The organism is Vibrio sinensis (assembly GCF_003605645.1).
In the GTDB taxonomy this organism is placed as follows: domain Bacteria; phylum Pseudomonadota; class Gammaproteobacteria; order Enterobacterales; family Vibrionaceae; genus Vibrio; species Vibrio sinensis.
Window position 1 is genome coordinate 148,698 of the sequence record NZ_QVMU01000006.1, and the last position, 16,298, is coordinate 164,995.

Here is a 16,298-nt window from a genome sequence, read left to right on the forward strand (position 1 = left end):
AGCGGTAGCAACTATAGAATGAAACCTTCTACAACGGAATACATGTATCAGAATATTGCAAATTAACATTCAAGTTAGTTGACGTTGATATGGCAGCCTCATTAATATATTGAACATTGTTCATTTTAATCCATTCATGGCTTTTATAATTTACCCTCATGGCACGTAGAAACGATCACACACGGGAAGAATTGGTGGCACTTACCCTTAACACGGTAAAAGAGTTCCTGAGTAAAAATTCTCATCACGAACTGAGTTTACGCAAGGTCGCTAACATGATCGGTTATGTACCGAGCACTCTGGTTAATGTTTTTGGCAACTATAATCTACTGCTACTTCATACCGTTGCCCAAACTCTTGATGAACTTGCCCACGATGCCAAAGCAGTCGTCAACGATAGCCAAGATCCAAAAACCGCGTTATATGAACTCGCCTATTGCTATCATGATTTTGCAAAACGTTACCCCCATCGTTGGCAACTTATTTTTGCTCACAACATGAATGGTGAAACGCTACCTGAATGGCAAGCTGCTCGAATTGATGGCATGACAGGAATGTTAGAGAGCTTATTGATTCAACTCGCCCCTCATCATTCTCAGGCTGAAGTATTGAAAGCAAGTCGCGTATTATGGGCTGGTGTGCACGGTATTACTCTACTCAGCGTCGATGACAAATTCTTCACTGATGAACCGATCGATGGTAAAGAACTCATTGAAAATCTATTGACCAATTATCTTACTAATTGGTAACGCATAAAGGACATGCAATGCCAAATAACAAAACGTCGTCGCTGTTAAAGCAGCGCCGATTTTTACCTTATTTTGTTACTCAGTTTTTTGGGGCTTTTAATGACAACATTTTTAAAAATGTGCTGTTGTTATTTGTCGCTTTTGCCGGCGTTGGCATGCTTCCGATTTCAAGTAATCTGTTCATCAATTTGGCAGCAGGTTTATTCATTCTGCCTTTTTTCCTTTTCTCAGCATCTGCTGGCGTTCTTGCCGATAAGTATGAAAAAGCATGGTTTATTCGCAAAGTTAAGCTCGCCGAGATTGGCATCATGCTCCTGGGTGCAATAGGTTTCATCACCGAAAGTTACTTAATCCTACTCTTCTTATTGTTTTTAATGGGAATGCAATCTGCTTTTTTCGGCCCAGTTAAATACGCCCTACTCCCACAACAACTCAAAACTAAAGAGTTAGTTTCAGGCAACGCATTAGTGGAAACGGGCACATTTCTCGCGATTCTACTTGGTACCATTGGTGCTGGTTTTATTGCATCGACAGAAAATGCCAAATACATTGCTGCGATTAGCGTTCTCGTGTTTGCAGTACTTGGGTATTTATCCAGCCGATACATTCCTGAAGCGCCCGCCCACGCTAGTGATATCAAATTTCGCTGGCAGCCAATAACGCATACCCGAAAAACCATCGCTATCGCCAAATCGGACCGCGTTATTTTCCAATCTATTATGGCAATAAGCTGGTTTTGGTTTCTTGGTGCCGCCTACTTAACGCAATTCCCAAACTTCACGAAAATCTATCTCAACGGTAATGAAAGTGCCGTTTCATTTTTGTTAGCTTTGTTCTCTGTGGGTATCGCGATAGGCTCATTAACTTGCGACAAGTTATCCAATCATCGAATTGAAATCGGGATCGTTCCATTAGGCAGTTTTGGCATCACAGTTTTTGGTGGCTTAATGGCAAGCTCTGTTCCAGATACACTGCCCGCTTTCGCTTCTTTTAGCGAGTTTATTGCTGATCGTAGTCTTTGGCCTGTCTTTGTTTATTTGCTGCTGCTAGGAGCCTCTGGGGGCGTTTTTATCGTTCCGCTTTACGCACTAATGCAACAACGTGCGAAAGTCAACGAGCGTGCGCAAGTTATCGCGGCTCTTAATATCTACAATTCACTTTTTATGGTGGGAAGTGCGGTTCTTGGTATTGTCTGCTTATCGCTATTGGGACTAAGCATTCCGCACTTCTTTATGTTGCTCGCTCTGCTCAACTTCTTAGTGACCGCTTATCTTTTCATGCAAGTTCCCGTGTTTGTCGTGCGCTTTCTTGTTTGGGTGTTAACTCACACCATGTATCGCGTAAAACATAAAAACCTGCATCATTTACCAGAACGAGGCGGCGCACTGATTGTTTGCAACCATGTCAGCTATATGGATGCGCTTTTGCTGAGTGCCGTTTGCCCACGTTTAATTCGTTTTGTTATGCACGAAGAGTACGCCAACATTCCAATTTTAAGGCGTTTTCTTCGACGAGCTGGCGTGATTCCTATTTCTGCAACCCGTCGAGGTTCTATTAGACAAGCCTTTAACGATGTAGAAAAGGCGCTCAACGAGGGGCATATCGTGTGTATCTTTCCAGAGGGGACATTAACTCCTGACGGCGAGATAAGTGAGTTTATGCGCGGCATGGATATTATTTTACGCCGTAGCCCTGTTCCTGTGATTCCAATGGCATTGAAAGGATTGTGGGGCAGCTACTTTAGCCGCTATAAGGGGCAAGCCTGTAAAGGCCTACCAAGCCGATATTGGTCAAAAATCGAAATTGAAGCTGGTGATCCAGTCGACTCCAAACAGGCTACAACGTTGATCATGCAAGAGAAAGTAACTGAACTCAGAGGCAACTGGAAGTAAACCTTTTGCTAAAGCTGTTCAGATTTTCTGAACAGCTGTTCAACACAATCTGACTGCATACTCAAGGTTGCTAGTATAAAATGGCCCTCTTTTAAATTTTGAAAGTTCTCGCATGAACATTGCTAAAAAATATTTACCGTTTTGGTTGGCGCTTTTCATTTGTTTGTTCCCATTTATAACGTCACCAACTGCTCTCATCATTGGTTTTTTTCTCGCTTCATTTGGGCTAATTCCTAGCAATTACAATTTAGCAAAAATCACAAAAAAACTGCTCGCCTATTCCATTGTTGGCCTTGGCTTTGGTATCCACTTTGAGCAAGCTCTCGCCGTTACTGGCAGTGGTATTGATTTAATTATTGCGACTATTGTGGGCACACTCGTTATTGGCTGGTTCTTTGCGCGAGCAATTGGCCTGAATCAACAAACGGGGTATTTAATTGCCTCAGGTACCGCCATCTGCGGCGGAAGTGCGATCGCTGCTGTGGCGCCAGCAATCAAAGCAGATGATGAGCAAATTGCATTATCTTTAGCCACGGTATTTGTGCTTAATTCAATTGCTCTATTTATCTTTCCTGTTATTGGTCATGCATTAAACCTTGATCAACACACGTTTGGTACTTGGGCTGCGATTGCAATTCATGACACCTCATCGGTTGTTGGCGCTGCGTCTGCTTATGGTGAAGAAGCATTAACGACTGCAACCACACTCAAATTAGCTCGCGCATTGTGGATCATTCCCGTCGCGTTAATCAGCGCATTTATTTTCCGTAATGATTCAAAGAAAATTACCATTCCATATTTTATTTTCTTCTACTGCGCAGCAATTTTGGTGAGTGACTGGTTGCCACAATTTGATGACATATATCAGATGATTTTTGCGGCTTCAAAACGCGCATTGGTGATTTGTCTTTTCTTGATCGGCTGTGCTATTTCAGTGGAAAAACTCAAGGCAGCAGGAGCAAAGCCGTTACTCTTTGGCGTGACTTTGTGGGTATTGATTTCAACCACATCACTTGCGTGGTTACTACTCAGTTAATTATGAATTGCGTTAGATTGCGTAGCTAATATTGCGTATTACGTAGAAAGTCGGAAAAGTGATGATATCTATCGCTAAGACTTAGCTCTTGAAAGTGGTTTTTTAGCGTTCCGATTTTTGCGGTTTACGTTTTTTGAAGACCGCGCTCTTGTCGATAGAGTAAAACCAACACGATCAACAAAACAAAGGCGGTAAACTCAGCGACAGAGCGCCAAAGCCCATCATTGAGAATTGCGATAATGATTTGGACGACTATCGCAGCAATCAGTGCTATTTTCATTTTTATATCCATATAACGCCAAATACATAGTCATTATGCATTGGCGTTATATGGTGAAAAAGACTATTTTGATCTATCAAATAACCTGATAGTTGGTTGACTGTTTGAGCCACTCTTTTGCAGCGTGTCGAGAAAGTTTAATACCACTACCTAATAGAGTACTAGGCATAGCGATGAACACGTCTGGAACTTTAAAGCGAACTAGGCGGTTTGAAAGCCATTGGGCTAATGCAAGATCTTCTAAATCTGAAGTCGATTGCACTAAAGCGAGGGGACGCGCACCATAACGTTCATCTGCTATTGGGATCACCAAACTCTGTATCACCGCGGTATGTTGATTCAATGCCCGTTCAATCTCTTCACAATGTATATTCTCACCGCCAGAAATGAACTGATTGTCTGCTCGCCCAATGATCTGCAACTCACCCTCAATCCACTGCCCAAGATCTTTACTATCAAACCAACCTGATTGATCACACAATGGTGTAATTTGACCTTGGTAAAGGTAGCCTTTCGCTAACGTTTCACCTGCAATATAGATACGTTGATCGACGAGTTTAATCTCGCGATTGGCCAATAGTCGCCCAGCACTTTCAAGACTATTAATCCGTTTGGCCGTGACGGTTGAAGCCGCTTCTGTCATTCCATATCCAAGCCAAGTTTCAATGCCCCGATCCGTCGCGGCTTGTGCCAGTGAAAGTGGAATATGGCTTCCACCAAGTAATACGCGTTTAAGATCTAACGCTTGCTTGGTTTCAAGTAAACGTGACAGCTGTGTCGCGACTAACGAAGCATGTGTGACATTGTGGACATCTTGACTTAGCTCCCCAGTCCCAACTTTTAAAGCAGCCCCACTCCATAGCCAGCGATAGATAATCGCTAAACCAGAAACATGATACATAGGCAAACTTAGGAGCCAACAATCATCTGCTTGATAAACAAACTGCTGCAATAAGCCATCGGCGGAAGCAAAATGCTGTTGAGAGGTATGTGCCACAGCTTTTGGCGTTCCTGTCGAACCTGAGGTAAAAATAACGGATGCTAATTGTTGAGCATGATAATGCGAGACAAGATTCGATGCTTGATACTCAGTACGGTCAAAGTGCAAATTTGCCAAATCTGATAGATTTTGCTCTTCAGATACCAACCAAACAAACGTCTTTTCATCTGAGCGGTATAGCGTTTCAAGCTTATCCAACAGTTGCTGTTTAGGTTGAGGCATCGTCAAAGCGCAAGTCACGCCTATTTCTAAGCATGCTAAATACATCAGCACTAACTCAGGGCTATTTTTTCCCACACACGTGATGATATTGCCAGAAACAACACCTTGCTGTAGTAACCCTAAAGCAACTTGATTGACTGAGTCACGTAACTCTTCCCAAGTAAAATTACGTTCAGGAGTTCGCAGCGCAATAGCAAATGGGCGCAAATGCGCCCATTGATTCAATGGTGATTTAGACCGATTCATTAGGCTTGCCAAATCAACGCCTGATCAGACAATTTTGCAATCGGTAGCTCACACCCCGGCCAAGGCACTTCTAGCTGCTGAGTAAACAGCCCGATAGTATCCAGCCCTGGTACTTCGTCGGGAAGTTGCCAATGCGCAAGTCGAGCCAATTGCGTTAAACCTAAGCTTGATTCAAGACTTGAGCTGAAAATTGCTTTAATTCCTAATGCTTTGGCTTTATCAATCAAAGCGCAGCAACGCTCAACAGACCCAATGAGCGTCGGCTTAATAATAATCGCTTTAACACCATTAAAATCGTCCAACTTAAAGTCTGGTTTACGAATGGCATGTTGTAGTGTTTCATCCCAAGCAATTGCAATACCGGTATCGATAGCAAAAGAAAAACTATCGCCGGGTGCTTGGCATGGCTCTTCAATAAAACAAATGCGATGACGACGTGATGGGGCAACGTATTGTGCAAACTTACGTGCTTTTTCTGGCGTCCAAGCTCGGTTTGCATCTAAACGTAAGTGAAGATCTGGGATGGACTCTAAAAAGAGGTTCACCAACATACCGTCACGAATAGGTTCATACAGACCCACTTTGACCTTGGCAATCTTTAACCCCTGCATCTTATCCAGTTTAGGAATAAGTTCATCTGGATCACCAGAGCAAAGTGGTGCAGCTTGGTAAATACCCTCTTGTGGTAAGCCTTGCTGTAACTCTAAATTCGCCATCGACAAGCCAAATGCCACTGATGGGTATAACTCATCATAATTAAGTGTGGCACCACATTGCCAAAGGGCGAGTTGCTCCACTAATTGAGAGAAAGCTTCTTCCCCACTTTCCAGGCTAAAGCCGGGCAATGGTGCAACTTCACCACGTCCGATTTGACCATTCTCACTCAATTCAATGATAAAGCCTTCACGTTCTTTCAAGCGCTCATCACGCAATATCACGCCACTATCCATCGGTAGCGAATAACGATAAAGCTTGACTGATTTCATAAAGAGTTCCCTACGCCAATTGTTTTATTGTGATTATTGTTGTTCACTTGCTGAATACGAAAAACATCACTGACACCCGTTTTACTTAACGTGCAGCACCAGTGATGATCATTCATACGTTCGTTAATCAGCGCAAGTTCTATGGGTTACGTGGAAATTTGTTAAAGTCTGGACGACGTTTTTCATTAAAGGCATTACGGCCTTCCTGACCCTCTTCCGTCATGTAGAACATCATTGTTGCATTACCAGCAAGTTCTTGTAGGCCCGCTTGACCATCACAGTCAGCGTTCAGTGCTGCTTTCAAACAACGCAATGCCATTGGGCTGTGTTGTAGTGTTTCACGACACCAGCGAACGGTTTCTTTTTCTAAGTCTTCAAGAGGTACAACAGTATTCACTAGCCCCATATCTAGAGCTTCTTGAGCATCGTAGAAGCGGCAAAGGAACCAGATTTCACGTGCTTTTTTCTGGCCTACGATACGAGCCATGTAGGACGCACCCCAACCACCATCAAATGAACCCACTTTTGGTCCAGTTTGACCGAATTGAGCATTTTCTGCTGCAATAGTTAAGTCACACATCATATGTAATACATGACCACCGCCCACAGCCCAGCCTGCAACAGCTGCAATCACTGGTTTTGGACAAGTACGAATTTGACGTTGGAAATCTAATACGTTCAAGTGGTGAGTACCTGAATCATCTTGATAGCCGCCGTAGTCGCCACGAATCTTCTGGTCACCACCAGAACAGAACGCTTTCTCACCTAGACCAGTAAGAATAATAACGCCAACACCTTCATCATAACGAGCATCTGCTAACGCATTGATCATTTCTTTCACAGTTTGTGGACGAAATGCATTGTGCACTTGAGGGCGCGCAATAGTGATTTTTGCAATACCTTCTTCCGATTTGTGGTACTGAATATCTTCATAATCAGCACTACAATCAATCCAAGTAGCGGGTGCGTAAAGTTCTTGTTCTGAAATACCGACTGTCTTTGCCATGGTGATTCCTGTTGGTTCTATGATTGCTCACCAAAGTGAGTCTGAAATTGATTTTTTATAATGTTAGCAAATGCGAGCGGTTGTTCATGATGAACATTGTGCCCTGCATTGGCTACTTGGCTATAAGACAAACCACTTCGCTTTGCCATCTGGCGAAATTTTTCGTCTTGTGCGCCAAAAACATAATGCGTTTTGCTCCCTTTCTCGAGCATCGCTTCTAACAAATATTCTTGCTTGGCTAGCGATGTCGCAAGTAGCATTCGCCCAACTGAGGCGCCTAGATTAGCACTACGCTTGGTAGTTAAGGTTTGTCTTTGCTCATGGTTTAGTGAAGAAAAAACAGATTGCTGATACCAATCGCTTAAGACGTGCTCAATTGGCTCTGAAGTGAATCGCTTTGCCCACGCTTGATCATTTTGATAGCGCTTTTTTCTGTCCAATTCGCTCGACAATCCAAAGTTCCCACCCTCCACGATTAAGTATTGAATGTTTAATGAGGGGAAATAATTAAGTGCAATACCTGACATCGCAATACGCCCCCCCATTGAATAACCCACTAACAGGATAGGCGTATCTGAATTAATATGTTGTAGTAATGTCTCTTCGATGCGCTTACAACACGATAAAAAATCGCTGCAATCTATCTGTCGACTCTGACCGTGCCCTGGCAAATCAATGGTAATACATGGCGTACCCTTTAAGTTTTGGATACAACCGAGCCAATCCTCACCACTGCCCAACAAACCGTGTAAAAACACCACTACAGGTTGATACTGAGTTGACTGAGCGTGGTAAGAACGACTATAGAGCATGGAGTTTTTGTACCAAAGCTTTTAACTGTTGAGAAGCTTGTTCTGGTGGGGTTTGAACTTCTATCACCAACGCACCACTGCCCGATGTAAAATGTTGTTCAATGCAATCAACATAGTCAGAGATAGACAGTGGTTTGGTATAACTCAATTGGAATTGCTTAGCAGCATGCTCAAAATCAAACCCATGCGGCATTTGATATAAGGCTTGCTTTTGCTCTGCTGGGACCGGTAATAAATCAAATATTGCGCCGCCATCATTGTTGGTCACAATCACCACCACTGGAGTTTTGATATGAGTGAGCAACGCTAGTGAGTTCACATCATATAAAAGTGATGTATCACCAATATAAATCGCCGTCGCTTGTTGTTTCGCTTGAATAACACCGCTTGCGGTCGCAATCAAACCATCAATGCCTGAAGCACCCCGATTGCTATACACTTCACGTCCATCCCAAGTACCAAACATATCCAATAAACGGACGAATAAGCTGTTTCCAACAAACACCTGAACATCGCTTGGCAGTGTATCGGTTAGTGTCGCTAATGCAATTTCACTCAGTGAATGCTGACTCTGCTGATGAATCAATGTTCGCATTGGTGCTAGTTGTTTCTGCAATGGTTCAGCCCAGCCAGTCATAGCAGAAGTTAAGTTCAAACCAAGACCTTGCGCTACCCATTCTGAAATCACAGCAACATGGTGATTCTGAGGTAGATGATCTTGGTTATTACGGTCTCGACTTGGCGCAACGTAATGATAATCCACGTCGCCTTTCTCTACTTGAGATTGAATCCATTGATTTAGACGCTTAGAGACGATCCGAGAGCCCAATTGAATAACCAACTCACACTGGTCAAATTGCTGACGGTACGATTCATTTTGCAGCCATACGTCATAATACGCCCAATCACTGCTCACTCCCGATTGCGGATCGCACAATATTGGCCAACCTAGCTGCGTAGCTAGTTGCAACGCTAATCGAGCGTCTTCAAGAGTGACACTACCTAAAAGAATCGCACCGCGCTTCGAACAATCTACATCGCTAAGATCAATCGCCAATGTTGGCATTGTTTGGCGACTATAAATTTTATCTTGTTGCCACCATGGATTTACCGCATCAATATACGATTGATAAATGACTTTACTTTCACCGCTATACAGCGGCTCGGGAAATGGGCAATTAATATGAATAGCACAACCATTAACCCGCTGTTGATGCATCACATGATCGATAGAAGTGAGTAACCACTTTAACGGTACATCCAGTGATGGACTCGGTAGGTCTAAGTTCGCGGTCACATGATGCGAAAAAATACCTTGTTGTAAAATAGCTTGGTTCGCGCCACAACTGAGTAACTCAACAGGACGATCCGCAGTCAATACAACCAACCGCTCGCCAGTTAATTTAGCTTCAGCAATGGCAGGTAACAGGTTTGCAACCGCCGTTCCCGATGTAACGACAATCGCCACCGGTTTTTGACTCGCTTTCGCCAACCCCAATGCTAAGAAACCTAATCCTCGCTCATCAAAGTGGGTATGCATGGTCAAATTGATATTGGCATCGGCTTCTAAAGTCAAAGGCGTAGAACGAGACCCCGGAGCAATACAGATATCACTCACACCAAAACGGGTCAGCTCTTCTAATATGACTTGGCTCCAGATTCGATTCACGACTGCATGATTCACCGCAACATGATTCATCACTACGACGCGACTCCTAAAGGTGGATGATCTGAAATCAATGATAATAGTGTCGACATCTTTTTATCTAATTCTTGCCATTCATGCTCAGCGACAGAGCCCGGAACGATTCCAGCGCCAGCAAAGAATTGAACACGCCGCCCCGTCACTTGAGCGCTGCGAATCGCAACACAAAACTCCGCGCGTTGGTGGCTAATAAAACCCATAGAACCGGCATACCATCCGCGAGCAAATGGTTCATGTTGCTGAATAAAGGCCATTGAGGCTTCGCGCGGTAAACCGGCGACTGCAGCGGTTGGTTGAAGCGCACTCAATAACTGCACACCATTAATGCCCGAATCTAAATGAGCATGGATATTGCGCTTTAAATGCTGGACTTTACGCAAACGAATCAGTCTAGCTTCTGATTCTACTCGTACAGTGTCAGAATAAGGCGTCAGGCGTTCAATAATGTCATCAACTACATATTGGTTTTCATTCAAGTTTTTACTGTCTTGTGCCAACCAATTCGCTAACTCTAAATCTTGAGCAGCGTTATTACCTCGGCCAATCGTTCCCGCCAATGCCTCGGTATATAGCTCTTGCTGTTGACGTAAGTAAAGGCGTTCTGGTGTTGACCCCATAAACGCTCTTGTTTCATCGAGAGCCAGCAAGAAATGAAAACTGTGGTGATTATGCAGATAACTCGATTTCAATAATTGAGCTGCATGAATGGTACGATCTAGATCAACCGTCGTTTGGCGAGCCAATACCACTTTTTTAAACTTGTCCTGCTCAATACCATCCAGCACTTTTTCGACCAATTCATTCCATTGCGCTTTTTGCGGTATATGGGTGACTGAATCCATGTGTGCTGACACTGGCATTAAAGGCGAAATCTCTTTCTGAATATTCTTCAGGCTAGCCAACGTTCGCTGCTTGTCGGTCGTTAAATTGACCGCAAGAGTCCAACTCGCATCGAATCGAATCAATTCAATTTGCGGTAAGAAGAAAAAAGAAGCCATGCAGCGACGATTTTTATCCGTGTGACCATCGAAAGAGCGCCCACCCCAAATTCTCTGATCGTCCGCTAAAATGGCATAAGCGGGGGCAGGGTCAGTAAAGGTGTGCAATTGGCCCAACGCGACAACCTCTTCTCGAGTGTCTCGGGACTGCCAGTAGAACTTAGGAAATATTGGCTGACAATCCAACCAATCAATAAAACTAAAGTCAGGCTTTTCCTCAAGAACTTGAACTAGACGAGTCACCCCATCTTTTGCATCCTTTACGCGTTCAATAAGTTCAGTAATAGCTTGATGAAAATGTGACAAATCAACCTCGTATGCTTGAGATCATTACTCAAATAATGTGAGTACTCTATTTATAGACATGGTGCAAATCAAGGCCACACTCAATGTTTTACAAAATCCTGTGATAGCGACCTCGCCATCTATTCGAAAAAAAACGCACAATGATAGTTTTTTATTCTAACAAACCCTATTTTGGTGTAGTTTAATAAAGAAATTAAATTATTTTTAGGTCTTACACAATGCAAAATATCGGGATGTCATCAAAACTCGATAATGTCTGCTACGACATTAGGGGTCCTGTACTCAAACATGCTAAACGCATGGAAGAAGAAGGGCATAAAATTCTAAAACTGAATATCGGCAACCCAGCCCCATTTGGTTTCGATGCCCCTGACGAAATTTTAGTCGATGTCATCCGAAATTTGCCAACATCGCAAGGTTATTGTGATTCCAAAGGTATTTACTCTGCGCGTAAAGCCGTCGTTCAGTATTATCAGAAGAAAGGCATTCGCTCTTTAGATGTTGAAGATGTCTATATCGGTAATGGCGCTTCTGAGCTTATCGTAATGTCGATGCAAGCATTGCTAAATAATGGCGATGAAATGCTGATCCCGGCACCAGATTACCCACTTTGGACTGCATCTGTTGCCCTTTCTGGTGGTAAAGCGGTTCACTATATCTGTGATGAAGAATCAGATTGGTATCCTGACCTTGATGACATTAAAAGTAAAATCACGCCGAAAACTCGTGGTATTGTCTTAATCAACCCAAACAACCCAACAGGCGCGGTATATAGCCGTGATTTCTTGTTAGAAGTGATTGAGATTGCGCGTAAGCATAAACTGATCATTTTTGCCGATGAAATCTACGACAAAGTATTGTATGACGGTGCGACACACACATCTATTGCGACACTAACGGATGATGTTTTGGTGATGACCTTTAATGGTCTATCAAAAGCATACCGTGTATGTGGCTTCCGCGGTGGTTGGATGTTCCTAACTGGACCTAAAGCGCAAGCACAAGGTTACATCAATGGCCTTGAGTTACTCTCATCAATGCGCTTATGTGCCAACGTACCGATGCAACATGCGATTCAAACCGCTCTAGGCGGTTACCAAAGCATTAATGAACTGCTGCTACCTGGTGGACGTTTGTTGGAGCAACGTAACCGTGCATGGGAATTGATCAACCAAGTTCCTGGTGTTTCATGCGTGAAGCCAAAAGGCGCTATGTACTTGTTCCCAAAAATTGACACTAAGATGTACAACATCAAGGATGACCAAAAAATGGTCCTTGATTTCCTAGTACAAGAAAAAGTGCTTTTGGTTCAAGGTTCAGGTTTTAACTGGCCAAAACCCGATCACTTCCGTATTGTGACTTTACCGCACATTGAAGATCTTGAAACGGCCATCGGTCGATTTGAACGTTTCTTATCGACTTACCGTCAGTAGTAATTCGCCAAGAACTTCCATATGCTTAAAGGGTACTCAGTCGAGTGCCCTTTTTCGTTTTTAGACATCCATCTTACGATAAGCTTACGGTAAGATTTGTCTCGCTTTAGGAACAGACCATGGAAGAAAGTCATTTTTTTGCTCACCTTGCCCGCATGAAGCTCATTCAACGTTGGCCATTAATGCGTTCTATTTCAACTGAAAATATTTCAGAGCATAGCTTGCAGGTCGCTTTTGTCGCCCACGCACTTGCGCTAATTAAAAATAAGAAATTTGGCGGAAAACTCAATCCTGAACGTATCGCGTTACTCGGTATGTATCATGATACCAGTGAGGTATTGACGGGGGATCTTCCGACTCCCGTAAAATATTACAGTCCAGAAATTGCCAAAGAATATAAGAAAATTGAAGCAGCAGCTGAGCGTAAATTGCTGGCTATGTTACCGGAAGAGTTTCAGGAAGATTTTGCCCCTTACTTACTGTCTCACTCGGCACACCAAGAAGATGAAGCAATCGTAAAGCAAGCGGATACAATCTGTGCTTATCTAAAATGCCTTGAAGAACTCAGTGCTGGTAATCACGAATATGCATTGGCTAAAAAGCGTTTGGATATCACTCTCAAAGAAAGACATACCGATGAAATGGAGTATTTCCTAACGACTTTCGCGCCAAGTTTCGAATTATCACTAGACGAAATGAGCTAACGCGCTGTAACTTAAGAGCGTAATTCTAAAATAGGAATGAGTTTGTGCCATTTGATATCAGCCCACAGTGGCAAGAGCGCCACGATGATGAACACAAATTACGCCGCGATGATCATCGCAGCCCTTTTCAACGTGATCGCGCCAGAATCCTACATTCTGCGGCTTTTCGTCGACTTCAAGCCAAAACTCAAATCCACGACACCAGTATTGACGACTTTCACCGAACTCGGTTAACCCATTCTCTGGAAGCAGCTCAGCTTGGCACGGGAATTGTGGCGCAAATAAAGAAAAAACAACCTGAATTTCGCGACTTACTGCCAAGTGAAAGTCTTATTGATGCCTTATGCCTCGCCCATGATATTGGCCACCCGCCATACGGCCACGGTGGTGAAGCGGCTCTAAACTATATGATGCGTGAACACGGTGGCTACGAGGGTAACGCCCAAACGTTTCGTATCGTGACTAAGCTTGAGCCTTATACTGAACATTTTGGTATGAACTTGGTGCGTCGCACTTTGCTAGGCTTAATCAAGTATCCTGCATTGATTAGTCAAACTCGTTCACAAGAGCAACCCCAAGCGGTGACTCATCAACGAAAATTACGCGCCAAAGACTGGACTCCAGCAAAAGGGATCTACGATTGTGATCAAGCGCTTTTTGACTGGGTTCTCGATCCTCTTTATAGCGAAGACCGACGTCTTTTTAGTCAGATGCGCGATGAGCAAGTCGAAGCCACACAACATCGAAAAACTCGCTTTAAATCGATTGATTGCTCTATCATGGAACTCGCTGATGATATCGCTTATGGCGTTCATGATTTAGAAGATGCGATTGTGCTCGGTCTTGTCAATCGTAACCAGTGGCTTGAAGCCGCTGCTAGTCAACTTGCAGAATGTGGTGATGCTTGGTTTGAACAACATATTGCCTCCATCAGCGACATGTTATTTTCGGGGACACACCACCAGCGCAAAGATGCCATTGGTGGCATTGTGAATGCGTTATTAACCAGTATCTCTCTCAAACCAGTTGATGCTCCTTTTCGTAGTGAGCTATTGGCATTTAATGCCTATCTCGAACCTAGCATGAACAATGCGCTCAATATTCTAAAGCAATTCGTTAGTCAGTACGTGATTCAAGCGCCAGAAGTTCAAGTCACCGAATACAAAGGACAGCAAGTTATTATGGACATCTTCGAAGCGCTGAGTGCTGATCCTGAACGCTTACTTCCTTTGCCGACAAGACAGCTGTGGGCAGAGCAAGAACCAAATCAGCAAGGTATGAGAGTGATCGCCGATTACATATCTTCAATGACGGATGGCCATGCGAAACGACTCCACCAGCAGCTTTTCTCTGCACACGGTTAATGGATTATTGCTCCTCTCGCTCTAAATTCATTTCGCTTTCAGCTCATATCAATCTGAACTTTAAAAGCGCCTTAAGGCGCTTTTTTTCATCAACTTAGCTTAAAGTATCAGGAATGAAACGTTGTTTTCTGTAAAGTTTACTAACAACATCAATGCCGATGATTGTTCAAAATAGCCGCTAATTAAGTTATTTTCGCGCACAATCGTGTTAGTTTATGACGCTAATTTATACCATTAGCTCCCATTTTAAATACAGAAACAAATGAGTTTTATGAAATCATCGCCACTATTTTTTATTCCTATCGCGTTACTGTCGGCCGCTTGCTCTTCAATTCCTGTTCAGCAGGAAACCACTGTGACGTTGAATACCAATAAGCCGGCGAAAACCCAAACCGCACCAAAAGCCAACGCCGCCGATGTTTCTTCATCAAAAGAAGATGACGAAAAAACCGAAAAGATGATCAACTTTGCTCGCCAATACTTAGGCACCGATTATGTTTGGGGAGGAACAACTCCGAGACAAGGTTTTGATTGTTCTGGTTACATTCAATACGTTTACCATAAGTTCAATATCAAGATCCCACGCACTACGGCACACTACCCAAGTCTGTATGGCAACAAAGTGTCAATTAATGATGCTCAAGTGGGCGATCTGATTATATTTACCGGAACGAATCCTAAGATTCGCAAACCCGGACACGCTGGAATCATCACGAAAGTGGGTGACGGCAAGCTCTCATTTATTCACAGCTCTTCTTCCAAGAAGCACTTTGGCGTCAGTGAAACCGACTACTACAAAAGCGGCTATCCGAAACGCTTCCTGACTGTTGTGCGCATGTAGTTCCAGTTGATACAACTAGAAACTAGAAAACCAAATACTAAAAAGGCCTGCCTATTGATGGCAAGCCTTGTCATGAAACTGTTCAAGCGTATTTTCAATCCAAATAATTTTTTTGAAATACACCTTGAGGCATTTGATCAATCTGAAACTGAATCATCTCTTCAAAAGCCGTTAGCAAAGGCTGATAATTTTGCTCTGGCTGTAATAAAGATAAAATGTGATAACCCGCCTCGACGGTCGACAAGCTATTATCACTAGGTGCTTTTCTGATACGGTAATTACCTTGTAAGTTTTCTGGTAACTTTATTTGAGGTAATTGATGTAAGTTGCTAGAAAGCTGCCACATTTTGTACGCTTTTTTCCAAGTGCCATCTAATAGAATCACTCGCATTTTAATCTGCTCATCCGACGATGACTGCGATTGTTTTGCCAATAGAGCATCGACGGGCTGAGATAGTTCTCCCGGATACAATAAATAATGGCTATAACCGTCTTGGCTGAGTAGCAAATTCAGTTCATGATGTTGTGAAAAGTCCTCCCCCACAAAGCACCGGCTTGAGGGCAGTGATAACGTCAAGATAGGTGCGGTACCCTTTGGTCGCTTACTTTCACTCGGATGCTGTAAAATGATCAGCTCGACCTCTGAGGGTAAGCATTCAATCCACTTACAAATACACGCTTTGAGCGATTTTTCACAACAAGAACAATAACGAGACAT

General features: G+C 43.3%; 15 protein-coding genes. 7 read left to right on the forward strand and 8 right to left on the reverse strand.

The features are described from left to right. Positions 1-158 precede the first annotated feature (158 nt). The 3 genes from DZ860_RS09220 to DZ860_RS09230 all read left to right on the forward strand — a co-directional run bounded on the left by DZ860_RS09220 (position 159) and on the right by DZ860_RS09230 (position 3,677). Entirely contained in the window at positions 159-749 is a 591-nt protein-coding gene (locus tag DZ860_RS09220; RefSeq protein WP_120030640.1) for a TetR/AcrR family transcriptional regulator, read from the forward strand. Positions 750-766: 17 nt separating this feature from the next. Continuing rightward, on the forward strand, positions 767-2,641 hold the full coding sequence (locus tag DZ860_RS09225; RefSeq protein WP_120030641.1) for an MFS transporter: 1,875 nt from the start codon (positions 767-769) through the stop codon (positions 2,639-2,641). Between the two features lie 112 nt (positions 2,642-2,753). Then, complete coding sequence (locus tag DZ860_RS09230; protein WP_120030642.1) at positions 2,754-3,677, forward strand: YeiH family protein; 924 nt, start codon at positions 2,754-2,756, stop codon at positions 3,675-3,677. 124 nt (positions 3,678-3,801) lie between these two features. Here DZ860_RS09230 and DZ860_RS24405 read toward each other — a convergent pair whose 3' ends face one another. The 7 genes from DZ860_RS24405 to DZ860_RS09260 form a co-directional block, all read right to left on the reverse strand. After that, positions 3,802-3,957 (reverse strand): hypothetical protein, encoded by a 156-nt coding sequence (locus tag DZ860_RS24405; RefSeq protein WP_165862878.1) that lies wholly within the window; start codon positions 3,955-3,957, stop codon positions 3,802-3,804. Between the two features lie 76 nt (positions 3,958-4,033). Further along, positions 4,034-5,425 (reverse strand): o-succinylbenzoate--CoA ligase, encoded by a 1,392-nt coding sequence (gene menE / locus DZ860_RS09235; RefSeq protein ID WP_120030643.1) that lies wholly within the window; start codon positions 5,423-5,425, stop codon positions 4,034-4,036. Then, positions 5,425-6,411, reverse strand: a complete 987-nt coding sequence (gene menC / locus DZ860_RS09240) for an o-succinylbenzoate synthase (protein WP_120030644.1) — start codon at positions 6,409-6,411, stop codon at positions 5,425-5,427. The genes menE and menC overlap by 1 nt, the downstream gene beginning before the upstream one ends. Positions 6,412-6,550: 139 nt before the next feature. Further along, complete coding sequence (gene menB / locus DZ860_RS09245) at positions 6,551-7,417, reverse strand: 1,4-dihydroxy-2-naphthoyl-CoA synthase (protein WP_120030645.1); 867 nt, start codon at positions 7,415-7,417, stop codon at positions 6,551-6,553. 17 nt (positions 7,418-7,434) lie between these two features. Continuing rightward, a complete protein-coding gene (gene menH / locus DZ860_RS09250) occupies positions 7,435-8,229 on the reverse strand; it encodes a 2-succinyl-6-hydroxy-2,4-cyclohexadiene-1-carboxylate synthase (protein ID WP_120030646.1) in 795 nt (264 codons plus the stop codon). Further along, complete coding sequence (gene menD, locus DZ860_RS09255) at positions 8,219-9,928, reverse strand: 2-succinyl-5-enolpyruvyl-6-hydroxy-3-cyclohexene-1-carboxylic-acid synthase (protein ID WP_120030647.1); 1,710 nt, start codon at positions 9,926-9,928, stop codon at positions 8,219-8,221. Before menD ends, menH begins: the two co-directional genes overlap by 11 nt. Before the next feature lie 2 nt (positions 9,929-9,930). Beyond that, complete coding sequence (locus DZ860_RS09260; protein WP_120030648.1) at positions 9,931-11,238, reverse strand: isochorismate synthase; 1,308 nt, start codon at positions 11,236-11,238, stop codon at positions 9,931-9,933. Positions 11,239-11,456: 218 nt separating this feature from the next. Here DZ860_RS09260 and DZ860_RS09265 point away from each other — a divergent pair, with 218 nt between their 5' ends. The 4 genes from DZ860_RS09265 to DZ860_RS09280 all read left to right on the forward strand — a co-directional run bounded on the left by DZ860_RS09265 (position 11,457) and on the right by DZ860_RS09280 (position 15,580). Continuing rightward, positions 11,457-12,671 carry a pyridoxal phosphate-dependent aminotransferase gene (locus DZ860_RS09265; protein WP_120030649.1) on the forward strand — a complete coding sequence of 405 codons (1,215 nt, stop codon included), beginning with the start codon at positions 11,457-11,459 and terminating at the stop codon, positions 12,669-12,671. 119 nt (positions 12,672-12,790) lie between these two features. Further along, positions 12,791-13,375: a 5'-deoxynucleotidase gene (gene yfbR / locus DZ860_RS09270; RefSeq protein WP_120030650.1), complete on the forward strand. Its 585-nt coding sequence runs from the start codon at positions 12,791-12,793 to the stop codon at positions 13,373-13,375. A gap of 44 nt (positions 13,376-13,419) precedes the next feature. Then, a complete protein-coding gene (locus DZ860_RS09275) occupies positions 13,420-14,739 on the forward strand; it encodes an anti-phage deoxyguanosine triphosphatase (RefSeq protein ID WP_120030651.1) in 1,320 nt (439 codons plus the stop codon). A gap of 271 nt (positions 14,740-15,010) precedes the next feature. Beyond that, a complete protein-coding gene (locus DZ860_RS09280; RefSeq protein WP_243641837.1) occupies positions 15,011-15,580 on the forward strand; it encodes a C40 family peptidase in 570 nt (189 codons plus the stop codon). A 94-nt stretch (positions 15,581-15,674) separates the two neighbouring features. On the opposite strand, the gene DZ860_RS09285 is transcribed toward DZ860_RS09280, so the two are convergent. After that, complete coding sequence (locus tag DZ860_RS09285) at positions 15,675-16,298, reverse strand: tRNA-uridine aminocarboxypropyltransferase (protein WP_120030652.1); 624 nt, start codon at positions 16,296-16,298, stop codon at positions 15,675-15,677.

What these genes read in the sequence shown, in the direction of transcription:
- DZ860_RS09285 (WP_120030652.1), bottom strand. Translation starts at nt 16,298, where the DNA reads ATGTCTCGTTATTGTTCTTGTTGTGAAAAATCGCTCAAAGCGTGTATT.
- menD (WP_120030647.1), bottom strand. Translation starts at nt 9,928, where the DNA reads ATGAATCATGTTGCGGTGAATCATGCAGTCGTGAATCGAATCTGGAGC.
- DZ860_RS09265 (WP_120030649.1), top strand. Translation starts at nt 11,457, where the DNA reads ATGCAAAATATCGGGATGTCATCAAAACTCGATAATGTCTGCTACGAC.
- yfbR (WP_120030650.1), top strand. Translation starts at nt 12,791, where the DNA reads ATGGAAGAAAGTCATTTTTTTGCTCACCTTGCCCGCATGAAGCTCATT.
- menC (WP_120030644.1), bottom strand. Translation starts at nt 6,411, where the DNA reads ATGAAATCAGTCAAGCTTTATCGTTATTCGCTACCGATGGATAGTGGC.
- DZ860_RS09230 (WP_120030642.1), top strand. Translation starts at nt 2,754, where the DNA reads ATGAACATTGCTAAAAAATATTTACCGTTTTGGTTGGCGCTTTTCATT.
- menE (WP_120030643.1), bottom strand. Translation starts at nt 5,425, where the DNA reads ATGAATCGGTCTAAATCACCATTGAATCAATGGGCGCATTTGCGCCCA.
- DZ860_RS09220 (WP_120030640.1), top strand. Translation starts at nt 159, where the DNA reads ATGGCACGTAGAAACGATCACACACGGGAAGAATTGGTGGCACTTACC.
- DZ860_RS24405 (WP_165862878.1), bottom strand. Translation starts at nt 3,957, where the DNA reads ATGAAAATAGCACTGATTGCTGCGATAGTCGTCCAAATCATTATCGCA.
- DZ860_RS09280 (WP_243641837.1), top strand. Translation starts at nt 15,011, where the DNA reads ATGAAATCATCGCCACTATTTTTTATTCCTATCGCGTTACTGTCGGCC.
- menH (WP_120030646.1), bottom strand. Translation starts at nt 8,229, where the DNA reads ATGCTCTATAGTCGTTCTTACCACGCTCAGTCAACTCAGTATCAACCT.
- menB (WP_120030645.1), bottom strand. Translation starts at nt 7,417, where the DNA reads ATGGCAAAGACAGTCGGTATTTCAGAACAAGAACTTTACGCACCCGCT.
- DZ860_RS09225 (WP_120030641.1), top strand. Translation starts at nt 767, where the DNA reads ATGCCAAATAACAAAACGTCGTCGCTGTTAAAGCAGCGCCGATTTTTA.